Source organism: Myxococcus sp. AB036A (assembly GCF_006547355.1).
Taxonomy (GTDB): Bacteria; Myxococcota; Myxococcia; order Myxococcales; family Myxococcaceae; genus Myxococcus; species Myxococcus virescens.
This window is the reverse complement of sequence record NZ_VHLC01000084.1, coordinates 23105-40139: the sequence shown is the minus strand read 5'-3', so window position 1 is coordinate 40139 and position 17035 is coordinate 23105. Positions and strand designations below refer to the sequence as shown.

General features: G+C 69.0%; 13 protein-coding genes. 5 read left to right on the top strand and 8 right to left on the bottom strand.

The features are described from left to right. Together FL344_RS28120 and FL344_RS28115 are read left to right on the top strand one after the other, a co-directional pair. The coding region (locus FL344_RS28120; RefSeq protein ID WP_141254599.1) for a sigma 54-interacting transcriptional regulator at positions 1 to 1351 on the top strand (1351 nt) is incomplete at its 5' end. A gap of 138 nt (positions 1352 to 1489) precedes the next feature. After that, positions 1490 to 2134, top strand: a complete 645-nt coding sequence (locus tag FL344_RS28115; RefSeq protein WP_090484655.1) for a DUF3332 domain-containing protein — start codon at positions 1490 to 1492, stop codon at positions 2132 to 2134. A 106-nt stretch (positions 2135 to 2240) separates the two neighbouring features. Here FL344_RS28115 and FL344_RS28110 read toward each other — a convergent pair whose 3' ends face one another. Continuing rightward, the gene (locus tag FL344_RS28110) at positions 2241 to 2816 is read right to left on the bottom strand and encodes a hypothetical protein (protein WP_141620695.1); all 576 of its coding nucleotides are present in this window, start codon (positions 2814 to 2816) and stop codon (positions 2241 to 2243) included. After that, complete coding sequence (locus FL344_RS28105; protein WP_141620694.1) at positions 2813 to 4159, bottom strand: hypothetical protein; 1347 nt, start codon at positions 4157 to 4159, stop codon at positions 2813 to 2815. The genes FL344_RS28110 and FL344_RS28105 overlap by 4 nt, the downstream gene beginning before the upstream one ends. Before the next feature lie 134 nt (positions 4160 to 4293). On the opposite strand from FL344_RS28105, the gene FL344_RS28100 reads away from it, so the two are divergent. Both FL344_RS28100 and FL344_RS28095 read left to right on the top strand, forming a co-directional pair. Beyond that, a complete protein-coding gene (locus tag FL344_RS28100) occupies positions 4294 to 4950 on the top strand; it encodes a gluconate 2-dehydrogenase subunit 3 family protein (RefSeq protein WP_011551458.1) in 657 nt (218 codons plus the stop codon). Next, positions 4947 to 6605: a GMC family oxidoreductase gene (locus tag FL344_RS28095; protein WP_141620693.1), complete on the top strand. Its 1659-nt coding sequence runs from the start codon at positions 4947 to 4949 to the stop codon at positions 6603 to 6605. The genes FL344_RS28100 and FL344_RS28095 overlap by 4 nt, the downstream gene beginning before the upstream one ends. Here the strand turns inward: FL344_RS28095 and FL344_RS28090 are convergent. After that, on the bottom strand, positions 6602 to 7108 hold the full coding sequence (locus tag FL344_RS28090; protein WP_225909778.1) for a hypothetical protein: 507 nt from the start codon (positions 7106 to 7108) through the stop codon (positions 6602 to 6604). The genes FL344_RS28095 and FL344_RS28090 overlap by 4 nt on opposite strands. Positions 7109 to 7139: 31 nt before the next feature. Here FL344_RS28090 and FL344_RS28085 point away from each other — a divergent pair, with 31 nt between their 5' ends. Beyond that, complete coding sequence (locus FL344_RS28085; RefSeq protein ID WP_228565435.1) at positions 7140 to 7571, top strand: hypothetical protein; 432 nt, start codon at positions 7140 to 7142, stop codon at positions 7569 to 7571. Positions 7572 to 7633: 62 nt separating this feature from the next. Here FL344_RS28085 and FL344_RS28080 read toward each other — a convergent pair whose 3' ends face one another. The 5 genes from FL344_RS28080 to FL344_RS28060 form a co-directional block, all read right to left on the bottom strand. Next, entirely contained in the window at positions 7634 to 10027 is a 2394-nt protein-coding gene (locus FL344_RS28080; protein ID WP_194863287.1) for a hypothetical protein, read from the bottom strand. A gap of 11 nt (positions 10028 to 10038) precedes the next feature. Beyond that, positions 10039 to 11787, bottom strand: coding sequence for a vWA domain-containing protein (locus FL344_RS28075; protein WP_141590358.1), 1749 nt, complete (start codon positions 11785 to 11787; stop codon positions 10039 to 10041). Continuing rightward, entirely contained in the window at positions 11784 to 13763 is a 1980-nt protein-coding gene (locus tag FL344_RS28070) for a vWA domain-containing protein (protein ID WP_141590359.1), read from the bottom strand. Before FL344_RS28070 ends, FL344_RS28075 begins: the two co-directional genes overlap by 4 nt. Positions 13764 to 13796: 33 nt before the next feature. Continuing rightward, complete coding sequence (locus tag FL344_RS28065) at positions 13797 to 15128, bottom strand: thrombospondin type 3 repeat-containing protein (RefSeq protein WP_194863286.1); 1332 nt, start codon at positions 15126 to 15128, stop codon at positions 13797 to 13799. A gap of 170 nt (positions 15129 to 15298) precedes the next feature. After that, complete coding sequence (locus FL344_RS28060) at positions 15299 to 16888, bottom strand: thrombospondin type 3 repeat-containing protein (RefSeq protein WP_194863285.1); 1590 nt, start codon at positions 16886 to 16888, stop codon at positions 15299 to 15301. Between the last annotated feature and the right edge of the window lie 147 nt (positions 16889 to 17035).

Below are 17035 nucleotides of genomic sequence, written 5' to 3'. Positions count from 1 at the left end.
CCCCGCCCCCATCCCCTCTCACACCGTCATTGGCGCACGGACTCAAGGGGAGCGGCTCTCCGCCCAGCTCTTCCACCTCGTCCTGCTGGACACCGAGCGCGCCGGCACCGTCTTCCCCCTGGCCAATGAAGCCCTCCGCGTGGGCAAGGCCCCGGACAATGACGTCGTCATCGACCACCCCACCGTGAGCCGCAACCACCTGGTGGTGCGCCGCCAGGGGGACCGCTTCCTCGTACAGGACCTGGGCTCCACCAACGGCACCTTCCTGGACGGTGCCCAGGTGCGTGAGGCCTTCCTCCGCCCTGGCGCCCTGCTGGAGGTCGGCGACGTGCGCCTGCGCTTCAGTCCCCAGGTCTCCCCCGTCCAGGTGGAGCCCATCCTGGAGGACCGGCTGGGCGACCTGGTGGGCCGCAGCCTGCCCATGCGGCAGATTTTCGCGCTGCTCCAGCGCATCGCGCCCACCGACTCCACCGTGCTGCTGGTGGGTGAGACGGGCTCCGGCAAGGGCGCCGCCGCCAAGGCCACCCACAAGCTCAGTCCCCGCGCGGGCGGGCCGCTCGTCGTCTTCGACTGCGCCAGCGTGTCCGACTCCCTCATCGAGAGCGAGCTGTTCGGCCATGAGAAGGGCGCCTTCACCGGCGCGGTGAGCCAGCGCATCGGCTGCCTGGAGCGCGCCAACGGCGGCACCCTCTTCCTGGACGAAATCGACGACCTCGCCCTGGACCTGCAGCCCAAGCTGCTGCGCGCCATTGAAGACCGGGAGTTCCGCCGGCTCGGCGCCTCCTCCCCCATCTCCTTCGACGCGCGCATCATCGTCGCCAGCAAGAAAGACTTGTGGGCGGAGACTCAGGCGGGCCGCTTCCGCGAGGACCTCTACTTCCGCCTCTCCGTGTTCACCGTCAGCCTTCCTTCACTGCGCGACCGCAAGGAGGACATCCCCCTGCTGGTGGATGCCTTCGCGGGCGAAGGCCTGTGGCCCCGGCTGCCGGAGAAGATTCGCGAGCAGTTCACCGGGCACACCTGGCCGGGCAACGTGCGCGAATTGCGCAACGCCCTGGAGCGCGCCCGGCACATGGTGGACATTCCGGAGCTGGCCGGGGACACCCTGCTGCGCGAGTTCACCCGCGAGGCCCCCGCCGCCGCCGGGGATTCCCTTCCGGTGGAGTTCACCGGCCCCTTCAAGGTCTGCAAGGACGAGCTCATCCGCGCCTTCGAGCGCGAGTACCTCACCCGGCTGTTGGGCCGCGCCAAAGGCAACATTGCCCGCGCCGCCCGCGAGGCCGAGCTGGACCGGAAGCACCTGTACTCGCTGCTCCACAAGTACGGACTCGTTCAGAGCGAGACGGACTGAGGCCCCCGCAGGCGTCTGGCGCGTCGGACTGGCAAACAGCGGACGGAGTGTGGAAGGGACTCGTGACACCCGTGCGAGCCGTGGCATGTTCGCGGCGCACTGGGAGTCAAGCCTCCCCCCTCTAGGAGACGTCAAAGAATGAAGCGTCCGTCCCCCTGGCTCGCCATGATGTTCGCCGGTTTCATGTCCATGCACGCCACCGGCTGCTTCGGCCAGTTCCAGCTCACGCAGAAGATCTGGAACTTCAACAAGAACATCTCCGGCAACAAGTTCGTGCAGTGGCTGATGTTCCTCGTGCTCACCATCATCCCCGTCTACGGGCTGGGCGCGTTCATCGACGCCATCGTCATCAACAGCATCGAGTTCTGGACGGGCAGCAACCCCGTCGCCAGCGTCGACGGCGCGCCGGAGACCACCCGCATCGTCAAGCTGAGCCCCACCGACACGCTGCGCCTGTCGCGTGACGTGGAGACGGGCGTCATGCGCATGGAGCTGGCGCGCGAGGGCCAGGAGACGATGGTCCGCTACTTCGAGCCGCTCGAGGACGGCATGGTGGTCCGCGACGACGCCGGCGCCATGCTCATCCAGGCCCAGGAGGCGACGGACGGCGCGGTGGCGGTGACGGATGCCGCCGGCACCACGCTGACCGTCCACGCCCGTGACGCGCTGGCCGTGGCCCGCCGCGTGTACGAAGAGGGTGGCGCGCAGGCGCTCGCGCAGCACGCCGTGGCCCAGGCCTCCGTGTCCCAGGGCCTGGCCAGCAACACCTGCGTGGCCCAGTAGTCAGCACGTCCGCAGCTCACTGTTCGGAAATGTCGGGACATTCGCGGCCCCCAAACCCCCGACATTTCCGAACAGCAGCCTGCCTGACGCGCTCCGGCCCCTCCCGCTATTCGGGAGGCGTGCCCGCGTCGGGAGGAGGAACGCCGCCATCGAGCAACTGGCCCGGCTCCGGGCCGAAGCTCGCGTCCTGAGCCACCACGGAGAAGGTTCCCTCCAGGTTGCGGCCAGCGCCAAAGCCATCACCCCGGCTGAAGGACATGGAGAAGTCTCCGCGCGTGGGTTCGCCCGGGTTGCCTCCAGACTCCAACTGCAAGTCACCCTTGTTCACCGGCCCGAAGACGCGCGCGGGCTCGCCCGCGTTGAGGTGCACCACCGTGGCCCGCGCCTGTCCCGACGGCGTGGTGCCCGCAAGGTTCACCTTCGTCCCGGGACGCAGGTCCAGCCCTTCCGTGGACACGGTGAGGCGGACGACCAGGTCCACGTCCAAATCATTGTTCCGGTAGTAGCTGACCTGGAGCGCCTCCGGGTTGCGCAGCACCTCCACGCGGGACACCTCCAGCGGGAAGAGCTCGGACACGCTGCCGCCCAGCGAGTTGTCCGCGAGGCCGCACGCGGCCAGCCCCGCCCCGGCCATCAGGGCCGACAAGCTCACGGCAGCGAGCGTGCGGGCCGCGCGCATCATCGCTCCACCGCGAGCTTCAGCACGCCCTTGTCCTGCGCCACCACCGGCGCCCGGTACAGGACGACGCGCTTGCCATTGGAGAGGTACGCCAGCTTCGGCGACCAGCCACCGCCGGCGTCCACCAGCGTCTCCCGCCAGATACCCTGGATGCGCGTGGAGATGACCAGCGCATCGTCGTTCGGGTTGCAGCTCGTGTCATTGCGGCCGGACTCGGCGGCGCAGATGTAGAAGGCGATGGACGGCTCGTGGTGGACCGGGTCGAAGGCCAGTGACGGATACCAGCCGCCCGTGCCGCTGTTGAACACGGGGTCCGGCATGGACCAGTCCCGCTCAGACGTGCAGGACGTCGCGGAGGCGTCAGCGCATTCCGTGTACGTCAGCGCGTTCGAGCTCCTGTTCAAGACCGCAATGCCAAACCCCTCGACCGAGTCATGCGCCAACGAGGCTCCGAGCTGAGTGTTGGGAACCGCCTGCACGCGCACCAGCGGCGTCCAGGTGAGACCGTCCGCGTTGCGCCGCTGGAAGTGCACATCCGTGCCGGTGGCCTGCGCTGCCTCTGGCGCCTTGTCGTGCACCAGGGCCGGCTGGGTCCCCGCCATCACCAGGGAGATGTGGCCACCGTAGCCCAACTTGTTGTTACCGGAAGACACCGCGACTCGGCGCTGCCAGTTCGTGGGACCACCGCTGGCAATCTCCAGGTCGCTGGCCCCGAAGTCCTGGTTCTGGAACTGCCCGCTCTGCCCATCCCGGTAGGCGACGATCGCCTCGCTCCCATTGAACACGATGGCGGGGTTGAGGCCGACGAGGTAGCCCACGTCCGTCGTGGGATTGACGGGCTGCGCCTCATTGGAACGCCGCACGACGATGCGCTCCGTCCACGCGCCGGAGGCGCTGCGATAGGACACCGCCAGGTCGCTCTGGAACCAGAACGACGAGGGATCTTCCCGGTCGCCGCCCAGGTACGTCACCACCGGCTGACCGTCCGGCCCGAAGGCCACGGACACACCGTACACGCGCTGCACGGTGGCGATGCGCTCCGCGGCGCCGAGCTGCCCGCCGTTGAACTCGCGGTACATCAGGTCCATGTTCTCCACGTTCTCCCGCATCGTCCCGTTGCGGACGAAGTACGCCATGCCGATGCGGTCCTGCGGACCCACGGCCATGGCGATGGAGGAGATGGGGTCGAACTGGCCCTCGCTCGAATCCACCACGAACTTCGCGAAGGGCGAGGTGTCGATCGGACCGCCGTCGGGGTTACCGCCCGCGTCAGGGGGCGTCGGGTTGCTGTCCTTGCCACACCCCAGCGCGAGCACCAGGCCCAGAGCCCAGGCATGCCGTTTCATGTGCCACTCCTCGTGTGTTGTCGGCCCTGCACGTCGTGGCGGCATCCTACGCCAGCGCCGCGCGGCGGGGAGCCACCGCGCATGTTTCATGAAGCCAGCGCGAAGCGCCTGCGTGCGCTAGGCTCGCGCGCCGTATGACACGTGCGCATTCCAATCGGGGGCGCCTGTCCCGGCGCTCCCTCATCCAGCGGCTGACCTTCCTGGGCGGAGGCGTGGTGTTGCTCGGCCCCGCCTGCAAGCGCTCCTCCGAATCCCAAGAGAAGACGCCCCCCGCGGACACGGGTCCCCTGGCGGCGAAGCAGGACGGCCAGGCCCCGCGCACCTTCTCCTCCTTCGAATACGCGGTGGTGGCCGCCGCCACCGAGCGCATCCTCCCGCGAGACGAAGACCCGGGCGCCCTCGACGCGAACGTCCCCGTCTACATCGACCGCATCCTCCAGACACCCGAGCTGGAGCCCGTGCGCGAGGACTTCCTCTCCGGCGTGGCGGCCCTGGAGCGCCGCGCCCAGCGCATGCACCAGAAGGGCTTCGCCGCCCTGACGGCCGAGCAGCAGGACGAACTGCTCACCCTCTTCAAGGACAGCCCGCCCCGCAGCGGCGAGGCGCACTTCTTCGAGCTGCTGACGGTGATGACGCTGGAGGGCTTCCTCGGGGACCCGTCCTACGGCGGCAACCAGGGCAAGGTGGGCTGGCGGCTGATGGGCTTCGACACCGTGGGCACCGTCGCCTCCGCGCCGCCGGAAGGCTACGACGGGCCCAAGTGCCTACGTGAGTGTGGGGTCCACCGATGAGCCTGCCCGAGGTGGACGTCTGCATCATCGGCAGCGGCGCGGGCGGCGCGCCCATGGCGCTGGAGCTGGGCCGCGCGGGCTTCAAGGTGGTGGTGCTGGAGAAGGGCCCGCACTACCAGCCCAAGGACTTCATCCACGACGAAATCCTGAACAGCCGCCGGAACTTCTTCATGCCGGTGCCGTGGGAGGAGCCACACCTGGTGCGCCAGGGCGCGAAGGGCCGCTACGAGAAGACGAGCGCGGCGTGGACGGCCAACTGCGTGGGCGGTGGCACCGTCCACATGAGCGGCTTCTTCTACCGGCTCAAGCCGGTGGACTTCCGGCTGCGCTCCACGCTGGGCGCCGTGCCCGGCAGCACCGTGGCGGACTGGCCCATCTCCTACGAGGAGCTGGCGCCCTTCTACGACAAGGCCGAGGCGGAGCTGGGCGTGTCCGGCGAGTCCGTCCCCCACCCCTTCGCCGAGCCGCGCAGTGGCCCCTACCCGCTACCGCCGCTGGACGTGCATCCGGTGGCGAAGGAAATCGACGAGGCGTGCGGCGCCATGGGCTGGCATTCCCTGCCCACCGCGCGCGGCATCCTCAGCAAGCCCTACCGGGGCCGGGCGCCGTGCTCGTACTGCGCGCTGTGCGGCAGCTACGGCTGCGAGACGGGCGCGAAGAGTGGCACCAACGCCAGCCTCATCCCCGCCGCCGTGGCCACCGGCAATGTGGACCTGCGTCCCGGCTGCATGGCGCGCACGGTGGAGGTGGACAAGCAGGGCCACGCGCGGAGCGTCGTCTACCTCGACGCGGACGGTGTGACGCGCGAGCAGCCGGCGAAGGTCATCGTCGTGTCCTGCACCGCCGTGGAGAGCGCGCGCCTCCTGCTCAACTCCACCTCCAGCCGCTTCCCGAAAGGCCTGGCCAACGGCAACGGACTGGTGGGGCGCAACCTCACCTTCAGCTCGTTCGGCGAATCCCACGCCACCTTCCGCCTGTCGAAGCAGTCCGCCGCGCGGCCGTGGCTGAAGGACCCATCTCCCTTCGTCAACCGCAGCCTCCAGGACTTCTACCTGATGCCCGACGCCCGATTCGGCTTCCGCAAGGGCGGCACGCTGGGCTTCATGTGGGCCCACCCCAATCCCATCCACGCCGCGGTGGGGCTGGCGGGCAAGGGCGAGAAGGCCCTCTTCGGCAAGGCGTTGAAGGACAAGATGCGGGAGTACCGCGACTCACGCATCCTCCAGTTCGAGGTCTACGCCGAGTTCCTCCCCACCGCCGGCACCTACGTCAGCGTGGAGGGCAGCGTGAAGGACCGCTACGGCATCCCCGTGGCGGCCATCACCGTGGACCGGCACCCCATGGACCTGGCGGCCACGCGCTTCCTGGTGGAGCGCGGCGAGGAAGTCCTCCTGCGCCTGGACCCGGATGACGTCCGGCGCGGCACCACCAGCGGGGAGACGTCCATCCTCCAGCACGGCACCTGCCGCTTCGGCGACGACGCGGCGACGTCCGTGCTGGACCGCGACTGCCGCGCCCACGAGATGCCCAACCTCTACGTGGTGGACGGCAGCTTCATGCCCACCGGCGGCAGCGTGCCGTCCACGCTCACCATCAGCGCCAACAGCTTCCGCGTGGCGGACCACCTGGTGCGCAAGCTCAAGGGCGGACGCTAGCGATTGCGCAGCGGCGTCACGTCCACCTTGATGATGTAGCGCGCCTGCATGTCGGACTCGAACTCGATGAGGTGGTCGCCCACGCCGGTGAGCTCCGCCTCCTCGGTGAAGGAGCCCTGTCGCTCCATCACATCCAACACCGCGCGCCCTTCCGTGGCCCGGCGGATGCGCGCCCGGCAGCCCTCTTCATGGAAGAGCATCACGGTTTCACTTCCCGCCGCGGTGACGTCCTCCAGGAAGAGGCTCACCTTCACGGTGGAGGCTTCCTTCAACTGGACGATGAGCTGCTGCCGGCCAGGGAAGCGGCCTTCCGAATAACTTTCCGAACCGAGAATACAGCCCGCCACGCGGTCGCACACAGGCCAGGCCGCGCCGCAGGTGTCCTTCACACGCGCGCCGATGAAGTCCTCGCGCGTGCCGTCGCAGGCACCCCAAAGCGACGCAAAAAGCAGCACCGCTGCTGCCTGGGCCTTGCGGCCAAACACTGTTACAACCGGCGTCATCTTCAGACCCTCATGCGAGGCGTGTATGTCCATGCGACTGCGTACCCGTTGGCTCCCCATCATCCTCTTCGCCCTGGCTGGCTGTGGGGAGGAGACGGAGCTTCCCCAGGCGCCCACACTCTTCATCGACCGCGCGGCGCTGACGTTCAACCGCGAGTTCAACCACGGCACCTACGTCGGGCAGACGGCCTACAACTCGCTGGCCATCCAGAACCGCGGCCTGGACCCGCTGGACATCACCGCCATCACCCTGTCGGCGCCGAGCGTCTTCACCCTCCAGCTTCCCGAAGGCTTCACCCCAGGCACGCCGCTGCGGTTGGAGACGTATGACCGCGCCTACCTGACGGTGGCGTTCATGCCCACCGATGACGTGGAATACGACGGCACGATTACCATCGAATCCAATGCCGCCAACGCCGCCCAGCAGGTCATCACCCTCAACGGGCTGGGCGTCGCGCCCTGAAGTCCTCGCGGACCACCGCGTGACGGGCGGGAGCCAGCGCTCCCGCCCTGACGCCACCCGCCTCATGGCTGGTAGGTGAAGTTGCAGCCCCCGGCGTAGTTCTGGATGACGCCGCCATCTCCGTCCGGCGTCGTCCCACCGTCGGTGACGACCGGGCACGATACCGTCGTCCCGCCGTCCACCGGATAGCTCTGCGGATAGTCCCCGTGGCCGGTGCGCAGCGTGTAGTTCACCCGCTCGTAGTCCAGCCGCTCCGACGCCGTCACGTCCACGCGCAGGGTGCCGCCGCGGATGAAGCGCCGCTCCAGGCAGCCGCAGGCATAGGGCGCCAGGGTGACGACGGTGGAATTGGGACGGTCCTCCAACTGGTAGAGCGACTGCAGGCTGCTGGTGCCCGCGTTGGACGGCGTGTGCCAGGCGCGCAGCGCGTCCGAGCGGTAGCCCAGCGTCAGCGGCCCCCGGTTTCCCGTGCGCACCGGCGTGCAGGTGCCGACACCGGCGTCCGTCGCATCGCCGTCACAGAAGGTGAGGTCCAGCGCCAGGCCGTGCGGCGTGCCACCGTCGGCCAGCTTCGCCACCTCCCACTGGAGCAGCCACGTCCGGTCCTCCGGCGGAGGCACCGAGGGCAGGTCGAACACGTACGAGTCCACGTCGGAAGGTACGGCGTCGTAGTCCAGTGGGCCACGCACCCCGAGCCCGTTGATGCGGTCTGTGCCGCTGCGCAGCCGGCCGTGGCCGTGCGACAACTGGCCCGTGACGGAGAACTCCGCAGTGTCGGGCGGCGACGGGAAGGCCGTGGTGGACGCGAGCGTCCGCGCCACCGGCGCCTCCGCGCCATTGACGTAGCGAGACAGCTCGTCCGCGTCCTCCGCGTCCCAGCTCACCTCCAGACGGTAGTCCTTGTCGTCCACCCACGAGCCGTTGTCCTGCACCAGGAAGTAGTACATCAGCGCGGCGTCATGCGCCGGAACCGGGATGACACCCCGGAAGTTGCTCAGGGCGGTGAAGCGCGAGTTGCCCACGGCCTCCTCGCGAGACGAGTGCAGACACATGGGCGCGGGCAAATCCGTGCGCCGGCAGAAGCGATCCACCAGGGTCCGGGCGTCGGGATTCTCCGAGAAGTCGCGCGGGCAGACGGCGGCGTCGGTGGCGCAGCGCTCCCGCGACTCGTTCAAGGGGCCCCCGGTGGCGATCAGGGTGAACACGTGCACCACGCGCGAGGCCGTCACCGGCATCGCGGGGAAGCGGCCACCCGTCTCCAGCGGCACCAGCCGGTAGCGCAGCAGCGTGGGGGTGCTGGAGGCCGGCAGCCGCACCGAGTACCAATCCCGGTCGGAGATGTAGCCCAGGCGGCCGGTGAAGGAGACAGACGAGCCGGCGCCGCCGGGCGTGGCGGCGCTCAGATTGCGCGTGGTGGCACGCTGCGCCCGGTCGTTATCGGGCACCTCCGGGCGCTGCGGGTCCGGCCGGTCCTGCGGGTCCTCCTCCTCCAGCACGCGCACCTCCACCTCGTAGGGCTGCGTGAGGTCGCCCTGGGCCGTGTCCCGGTCATTGGTGCCGCGGTAGCCCTTCACCACCAGCGTCCACCGCCCCGCGTGCTCCACCTTGACTTTGCGCGCGGTGGCCAGCTCGCCGCCGCGCACCTGGGGCAGCACCACGCCTTCGTCCTCCTTCTCCGTGAAGCCCGGGCGCCACAGCTCGTAGGACAGGCGCCAGTTGGGCACGGCGTCCAGGTCGGGCGCGGTGATGTGCACGTAGGCAATCTTCCCCTCGGCCAGGTCGAAGGCGTAGTGGTCCACGTCATTGTCCGTGGCCAGATAGCCGGTGGAGGCGCCCATCAGCATCTCCCCGGACTGCGTCAGCACCAGCGGCGTGGCCGTCTCGTGCGTGTCGTTGGGCTCCTGCGCGTCCGGGTTCTGGTCGATGCGCACCGTCAACCGGTACTTGTTGCGCGCGTCGAAGTTGGGCCGGGACGGCACGTCTGGCGCGTCCTGCACCAGCACCAGCAGCGTCTGGTTCTCCAGCCCGTCGCGCAGCGGCAACACGATGTCCACCGGACGGGGCGCGCCCTGGGCGTGCTTGTCCTCTTTCCTCGCCAGCGAGCCCTCCTTCCCGTCCGGCAGCGGCCCCAGGATGGTGACGGACAGATTCACCGCGGTGCTGAACGCCAGGTACGTCCCGTTGACGTTCAGCAGCGTGCGGGCGTTGGTGCCGGGCGGCAGGACAATGCGGTACCAGTCCTGGTCACCAGCGCGCGGCTCGCTGTCCAGCGCCAGGAAGCGCTCCAGCGGCTCGCCCGGCTTGAGCTCGCACTCGGGCCGCGTCAGCGCCTCTTCGCGCGAATTGCACAGGTCCTCCACCACGGGAGTCCCCGCGTCGGGTGTCTCGCCTCCTCCAGAGGAACAGGCGGCGAGGACGAGCAACGCGAGCGGCAACAGACGAACAGAGGTGGGCATGGCGTCGGTTCTCAAGGCGTCGGGGGCACGTCGTCGGGGCGGCCGGGGCAGCCGTCGACGAGCTGCTCGGGTTCCACGCGGATGACGCCATCGGCGGGCGACTTGATGCCGCCCACCGGGTAGCGCACGTCATTCACGCGGAAGGTGCGGACAAGCGTCCGGGCGGTGGGGTCGTCTCCGGGCACCATGGCCACGGACAGCGCGATGTCGTTGAAGCCCGCCCCGCGCTGCACCACGCCCGCGTCGTCCGCGGACGCCATCGTGGGGGCCAGCAGGACGTTCTCCACGCGGAAGCGGTAGCACTGGCGGCCCAGGTTGTCCGGCGGGCCGTCCGCCTCGAAGGCGTAGCGGTAGCCGTTCACCGACAGGTCCGCGGTGTCCACCACCAGCGGCCGGGTGTGCATCCGCAGCTCCATGCGGTTCGTCAGCCCGTCGTTGTCCGGGTCCTCGTCCAAATCGTTGCTGGCGCCCTGTGTGCCACCCAGCCACTCCATGCCGTCCGGCACGCCGTCCCGGTCACTGTCCGCCAGCGTCGCGTTGGTGCCCACGAACTGCTCGTCGCAGTCCAGCAGGCCGTCGCAGTCCGAGTCCACGCCGCGCAGCGCCGGCGGACACCCGCGGTCCAGCCCGCCGCCGTCCGGCAGGGCCTCCTGCGTGGGGTTGAAGTCCACGCCGCGGTCGCGGAAGTACACCTCCACGCCGTCGCTGAAGCCGTCCCCGTCCGTGTCCACCTTGTGCGGGTCCGTGCCCAGCTCCAGCTCGCGCGCGTCCGTCAGGCCGTCACCGTCCGAGTCCGCCTCGCCCACCGGGCTGCCCGGCGGCGCGGAGAAGTTGAAGGCCACCATCTCCTTCACGATGAAGGCGCGGCGCACCTGGCCGAAGGTGAAGTCCAGGAAGTTGATGGGCTCGTTGTTGCGGAAGTCGCGGAAGTTGCCGCCACCCAGCGTCGCCATCTGCTCCAACCGGTCCGCGTTCTGGTTGATGATGAGCAGCGGGCAGCCCCCGTCACCAGACAGGTCACACACCGAGGACACCGGCTGCGTGGGGTTGAAGACGTGCACGGTGTTGACGCGCACGTCCTCCACCAAATCCCGCAACTGGCGGATGCGCACCACCGCGTCACCCCGGAGCAGCTCGTCATCCTGGTCGTTGGTGGGCTTGCCGTCCGACAGGAAGATGACGGAGTAACGCGCCTGCGCCAGCGCCTGCGCACCGCCCGGGTCCAGCCGGCTGCGCGCGATGTCCGTGTTGATGAGCGAGTAGATGTCCGACAGCGGCTTGACGAAGTCCGTCGAGTCCCGGTTCGGCGAGGTGTCGGGGTTGCGGAAGGTGAGCAGTTGCTCCGTCAGGCGCCGCAGCGTGGCGTCATCCATGGAGGACACCTGGACGAAGCCGTCCTGGGGCGGGTTGCCCGGCTGCTGCGTGAGGAAGGCCGTGGTGCTGCCCGCGAAGAGCATCACCGCCAGGTGCACCTCGGGGTCCCTGGGCAGGTTCTGGATGAGCTCCACCAGCGCGGTGGCGCGCGCGCCGTCCGGGTCGCTCACCCGCATGGACTGCGAGGCGTCCATGGCGACCACCAGCTTGATGGGCCGCACCACCTCATTGCTGCCCACGCTGCAGAAGCGGCCTTCCAATGTCACCGCCCGGTCCACCGGCACTTCCGTGTCACGGCGAGGGTCGTACAGATAGGAATCCGTACACGCCATCACCATCGCCACGGCCACCAGGACGCCCGCCAGGACTCGGACAACGCGGCTCACGGATTGGCGCTCCCCGAGGGCGGGATTCCGACGCAGTCGTTCTGGTTGTTCCACGGGTTGCTCAAGGTATCGGGCCGGCGGAAGTCAGCATCCTCGAAGGCCAGCTCGGGCCCCACCGGGACCCGCACGCTGGGCGGCGCATACTGCGCCCAGGCGCAGGCGGTGCGCCACACGCCGTAGTCCGTGCTCACGCCACTCTCCGGCGCCTCGGCGAACCACACCTTGAAGAGGTTGTAGCCCTGCTTCACGCCCGAGCGGTCCGGCGGCGTGACGAGCTGCAGGTTGGACACGGTGAAGTCGTAGCAGAGGCTGCCGTCGGGACGGACCTCCGCGATGCGCGTCTCGTACTGGTAGCCGAAGCGCTCGTGGAAGGCCTTGTCGCGGCGCGTGGGGTCACTGCCCGCACGCAGCTCCTGGGCGTCGGGGATGCCGTCACCGTCCGTGTCCAGGCCCGACACGCTGTTCTCCAGCGGGTTGAGCCCCCAGCGCGCCTCCAGGCCGTCCGGCACGCCGTCTCCGTCGCTGTCCACGATGCCGGTGCGCGTGCGCAGGTAGTCCTCGGCGAACTGGGACAGGCCGTCACCGTCCGTGTCCCGGCAGACGCAGTTGGGCGTCAGCGGCGAGGCCGGGTTGCACCCACGCGCGTCCAAATCATTGGCGGCGCGGAAGCCCTGGTCCTCGCGGCGGTACTCGAAGCCGTCATCCAGGCAGTCGCCGTCGCTGTCCGCCACGAAGGTGTTGGTCTTCAGCGTGAAGCTGTTGTCGATGGAATCCGGCACCCCGTCCCCATCACTGTCCAGCACGCGGCCGGTGTCACCCGGCGCGGAGCTGAGCGACTCCACCATCAACGTCTTCATCACGTTGCGCGAGGCGAACGATGAGTAGTCCAACGCGCCCAGGCCCAGGTTGGAGATTTCGCCGGTGTCGTTGAACTCCTGGTACACGCCGTTGCCGATGTCCGCGAAGCGCCGCAGCAGCCAAGCGGCGATCTTCTTCGCGGCCTCCGGGTAGCGCGCCGGCTCCACGCCCGGGTACACGCCGTAGATGTCCTGGCAGATGGGACCACACGCCCGCACCGCTTCCTGGTTGAAGAGCAGCACCGTGTGCATGCGCAAATCGCCCACGTTGTACTGGTCCTTCAACTCCATCAGCCGCCGCACATAGCTGAACAGCTGGTAGTTCTGGTTGCGGTCCGTCCCCACCTCGAACCCGTCAATCTGGTCCGTGGTGTTGGTGAGGTTGCAGAAGTCGCTCAGTGAGTCCGCCCACGTCAGGTCCGGGTTGTCCGGGTCGGCGTAGACGCTGAGGTTGTCGGTGGCCGAGCAGCGCGGATACGGCGTGCCGTCCGTGAGGAAGACGACGACGTAGCGCGTGCGCGGCAGCAGCTCCGGGTTGGACTGCGCCACCGCGTTGATGTCGCTGGAGATGAGGCTGTAGGCGTAGGACAGGGCGCCCTGGTAGTCGGTGCCCTTGCCCAACTGGCTCTGCAGGCCCTCGATGTAGCTGTCGATGTTGTTGTCCGGCCGGGCGAAGCGGTCCCCCGTCGTGGTGGGCGGCCAGACGTTGCGCACGTTCGTTTCAAAGGGAGCAACGGACACCTGCACGTTGCCGCCCTGCGCATTCACTTCCCGGAACTGCTGCACCAGCCGCTTGAGGGCGCGCACGCGCGCGGGCTCGGTGACGCCCTCCGGGATGATGTCCAGAATCTCCCGGCGCTGGCAGAAGCCGTTGTCGAGCTGCGCGCCCGGCGGGTCGGAGACGCACATGCTGCCCGACTCGTCGATGACCACCACCACCTTCACCGGGAAGCCAGAGGGGCTGGGCGGGCGCGTGCACACCCGCCCCTCGAGCGTCAGCCGGTCATCGAGGTTGGAGAGCGCATCCACCCTCGATTCGAGCATGGCGTCCGAACAGGACCACAGGCCCGAAGCCAGGAGGCCCGCCGCGAGCAGCGAGGTACGAACGAAGCGGCGCATGCGGAAGGGACCTCCTGGAGGGGGACGGCGAGGTTACTGCTGGGGACGGCGGCGGCGCATCAGCACGCTGAGCAGCGCGGCGCCCAGGGCGGTGGCGCTGAAGCCGGCGGGCACCGAGCTGCAGTTGGTGCCCTCCTTCGGGTCATCCCCCACGAGCACCGTGAGGGTGGAGGTGGACACGCGCTGGTCCGGGAAGACGCGGTCGGAGAAGGCCAGGCGCGCGGTCAGCTGGAGCTGGTACTCGCCCTTCTTGTCCGGGACGAAGGTAGGCACGCTGCCGTCGACGTACATGTACTGCCAGTCGCGGCTGAGCGTCACGGCACCCTGCGGACGCTCCACCACCGAGATGGAACCCGAGGGGCGCTTCACCACCACCCACTCGTACTCCATGGCCGCGCCGTTGCGGTTGGCGAACAGCGGCGGACGGATGGTGACGCCGGCCTTGTCCGTGCGGAACAGGCCACCGGCGCTGACGGTGAACGGCGACTTCGGGTCCAGGCAGTCGTCGGGGCGCTCGGGGTTCGTCACCAGGCAGTAGCGCGTGTCGCACGCGTCGCCAATGCCGTCGCGGTCGTCGTCGCGCTGGTCGCGGTTATCGACGGCGGGGCAGTTGTCCTGCGTGTTGAGCACGCTGTCGCCGTCGATGTCGGGGTCGCACGCGTCGCCCACGCCGTCACCGTCCGTGTCCCGCTGGTCGGGGTTGGGCACACCCGGGCAGTTGTCGCTGCTGTCGGAGATGTTGTCGTTGTCCGCATCCACGCGGCACAAGTGAGCCTCTTCGTCCTTGACGATCTGGTCGGGGTTGTAGACGCGGGGGCAGTTGTCGTCGCCGTCCAGTTCACCGTCACCGTCGTCGTCCAGGTCGCAGACGTCGCCCAGGCCATCTCTGTCCAGGTCCTCCTGGCCGGGGTTGGGCACCAGCGGGCAGTTGTCTTCCGCGTTGTCGCGGCCGTCGTTGTCCTGGTCCGGGTCGCAGTCGTCGCCGATGCCGTCGCCGTCCGCGTCGCGCTGCTGGAAGTTGGAGAGCGACGCGCAGTTGTCGCAGGCATTGCCCACGTCGTCGCCGTCGTCGTCCGCCTGGTCGCGGTTGGAGACGAAGGGACAGTTGTCGCGGTCATCCGCGCGGCCGTCGCCGTCCGCGTCGTCCGTGTACGACAGCGTGTCGCCGTCGTCCGTGTAGTTGACCCACACGCTGCCGCCCGCGCCGCAGCCACAGCCACCGCCGACTTCCAGCGGCATGCCGCACCGGTCGCCCAGACACTCCGGGTTGTCGGGGTTGTTGTTGGACTGCGCCAGCGCCCCCGTGGGGCCGAGGACGAGGAAAGCCCCCAGCGTGAGGGCTGAAGCGAAACGAGCGCGTGTCATGGTGACTCCTTTCAACGCCGGACGCCTAGCAAGGAACGATCCGTACCAGACACTTGGGGGAAGCCCTGGAATGTCAGTGAGTTGGGCACGAGCAGGGACGCGTCGAACAAAAGGTGTGGGGGGCACTCCCCAGTGAAGGCGAGGGGTGGACCCCACATCCAAGGAGGGCTTCAGGTCCCCGGGATGAAGGTGTCGGGCTCCAGGGGGATGATGCCCGCCGGCAGGCGGCCCTCCTCTTCGCTGTATTGGATTTCCTGGATGAGGAGCGAGCCGATGCCCGCGCCCCGTGGATCATTGTCCCGGCCAGCCTGGAGGTAGAGGTACACCTCGTTGGTGCCCGCCTTGATGACTTCGCCCGGGATGAAGGGGTGTGGCCGCTCGCGGGTGGGGACGACGGTGACGTTCTCCACTCGCACCTGGTAGCAGCTGCGGCCGTCCGCGGTGGGCGTGGTCTCCACCAGCTCGTAGCCGTAGCCGCGCTCGCGGTGGAAGTCGAGGTCGGCGCTGAGCGGGTCTCCGTGCGCCTCCACCTCCGACACGTTGGTGATGCCGTCGCGGTCCGTATCGAGCAGGTCCTCGGGGATGAGCGGGTTCGTCATCACCAGCGCCTCCACCAGGTCCGGAAGCGCGTCCCCGTCCGTGTCACCGATGCAGGCGTTGGTGCCCAGCACGCGCTCCTCGCAGGTGTTGAGCCGGTCGCCGTCCTCGTCCAGGGACACGTTGCAGCCGTTGATGACGTCCGGCTGGAGCGGGTCCAGGCCCATGCGGACCTCGACGCCGTCCATCAACCCGTCCTGGTCCGTGTCCTGGCGCCCGGGGTCGGTGCCCATCAACGCCTCATCCTCGTCGGGAAGGCCGTCCCCGTCGCTGTCGACGAGCACCTGCCCGGCGCGCACCACCACGTTGCGGTTGTAGGCGAAGAAGCGCTTGAGCTTGAGGGTGTTGGTCCGCGCGGCGTACTGGATGTTGGTGAGGGTGCCCGACAGGCCCGCCGCGTCCGTCTCCAGCGGCTCGGTGCCGCCAGCGTTGGCGATGGCGGCCACGTGCTGGCGGGTGATGGGGTCTGGCGTCTCGCCGCGCACGTAGATGGGCTGCACCACCACTTCGCCCGCGCTGAACTGCGAGGCCAGCGCCTTGATTTCGCCGGTGACGGCGGTGAGCTCACACTGGCTGCACGCCGACGTGTTGCCCAGCGCGCTGCAACGCGAGTCGAGCCCCACGTTGAAGGCCGGGTTGGCGCAACTGGTGTCCTGGCTGCGCACCACGACGACGATGACGTAGCGCGTGCGGGCGACCTCGCCGCGGCAGGACGTCTGCATGTCGCCCGACAGCAGCGTCTTGGCCAGCCGCAGGGCGGCGCGGACGCTCACGGGGCCGGACTCCTGGTAGGTGGCGTAGCGCGGCAGCGCAGCCTGGAAGTCGGACGCATCCGAGAAGCGGCCCAGCAGGCCCGTCGCCACCGTGTGGTACGCGACGAGGCCGAACTGGACGAAGGGACCGGAGAAGCGGCTGGAGAGCGTGGACAACGCATCGGTGGCGTAACCCACCACCTCCCGCTCGACGCCTTCGCCGCCCTGGAGCGCGAAAATCACCTTCGTGGGAAAGGCCTCGCCGCCCGCGAGCGGCACGCAGACGGTGCCGGCGAAGCTGGCGCGGTCCTTCCCGCCAGGGCCACGGCCATTGAGCGCGTAGAGGCCCGCGTCGGAACACGACAGCAAGAGCACGGGAATGAGCCAGACGGACCGCGTGAGGGCGCGCATCAGTCCGATTCTACACCTTAGGCCCCGGTGACAACGCAAGCGCTGGTGACACGAAGCCTGCAAGCACCGCGCAAGTGACACAGCACGGACCGACAATTCGGCCCCCCGTGGAACGGGCGCTGAGCCCCCCCGGAGGCGCCGTGACTC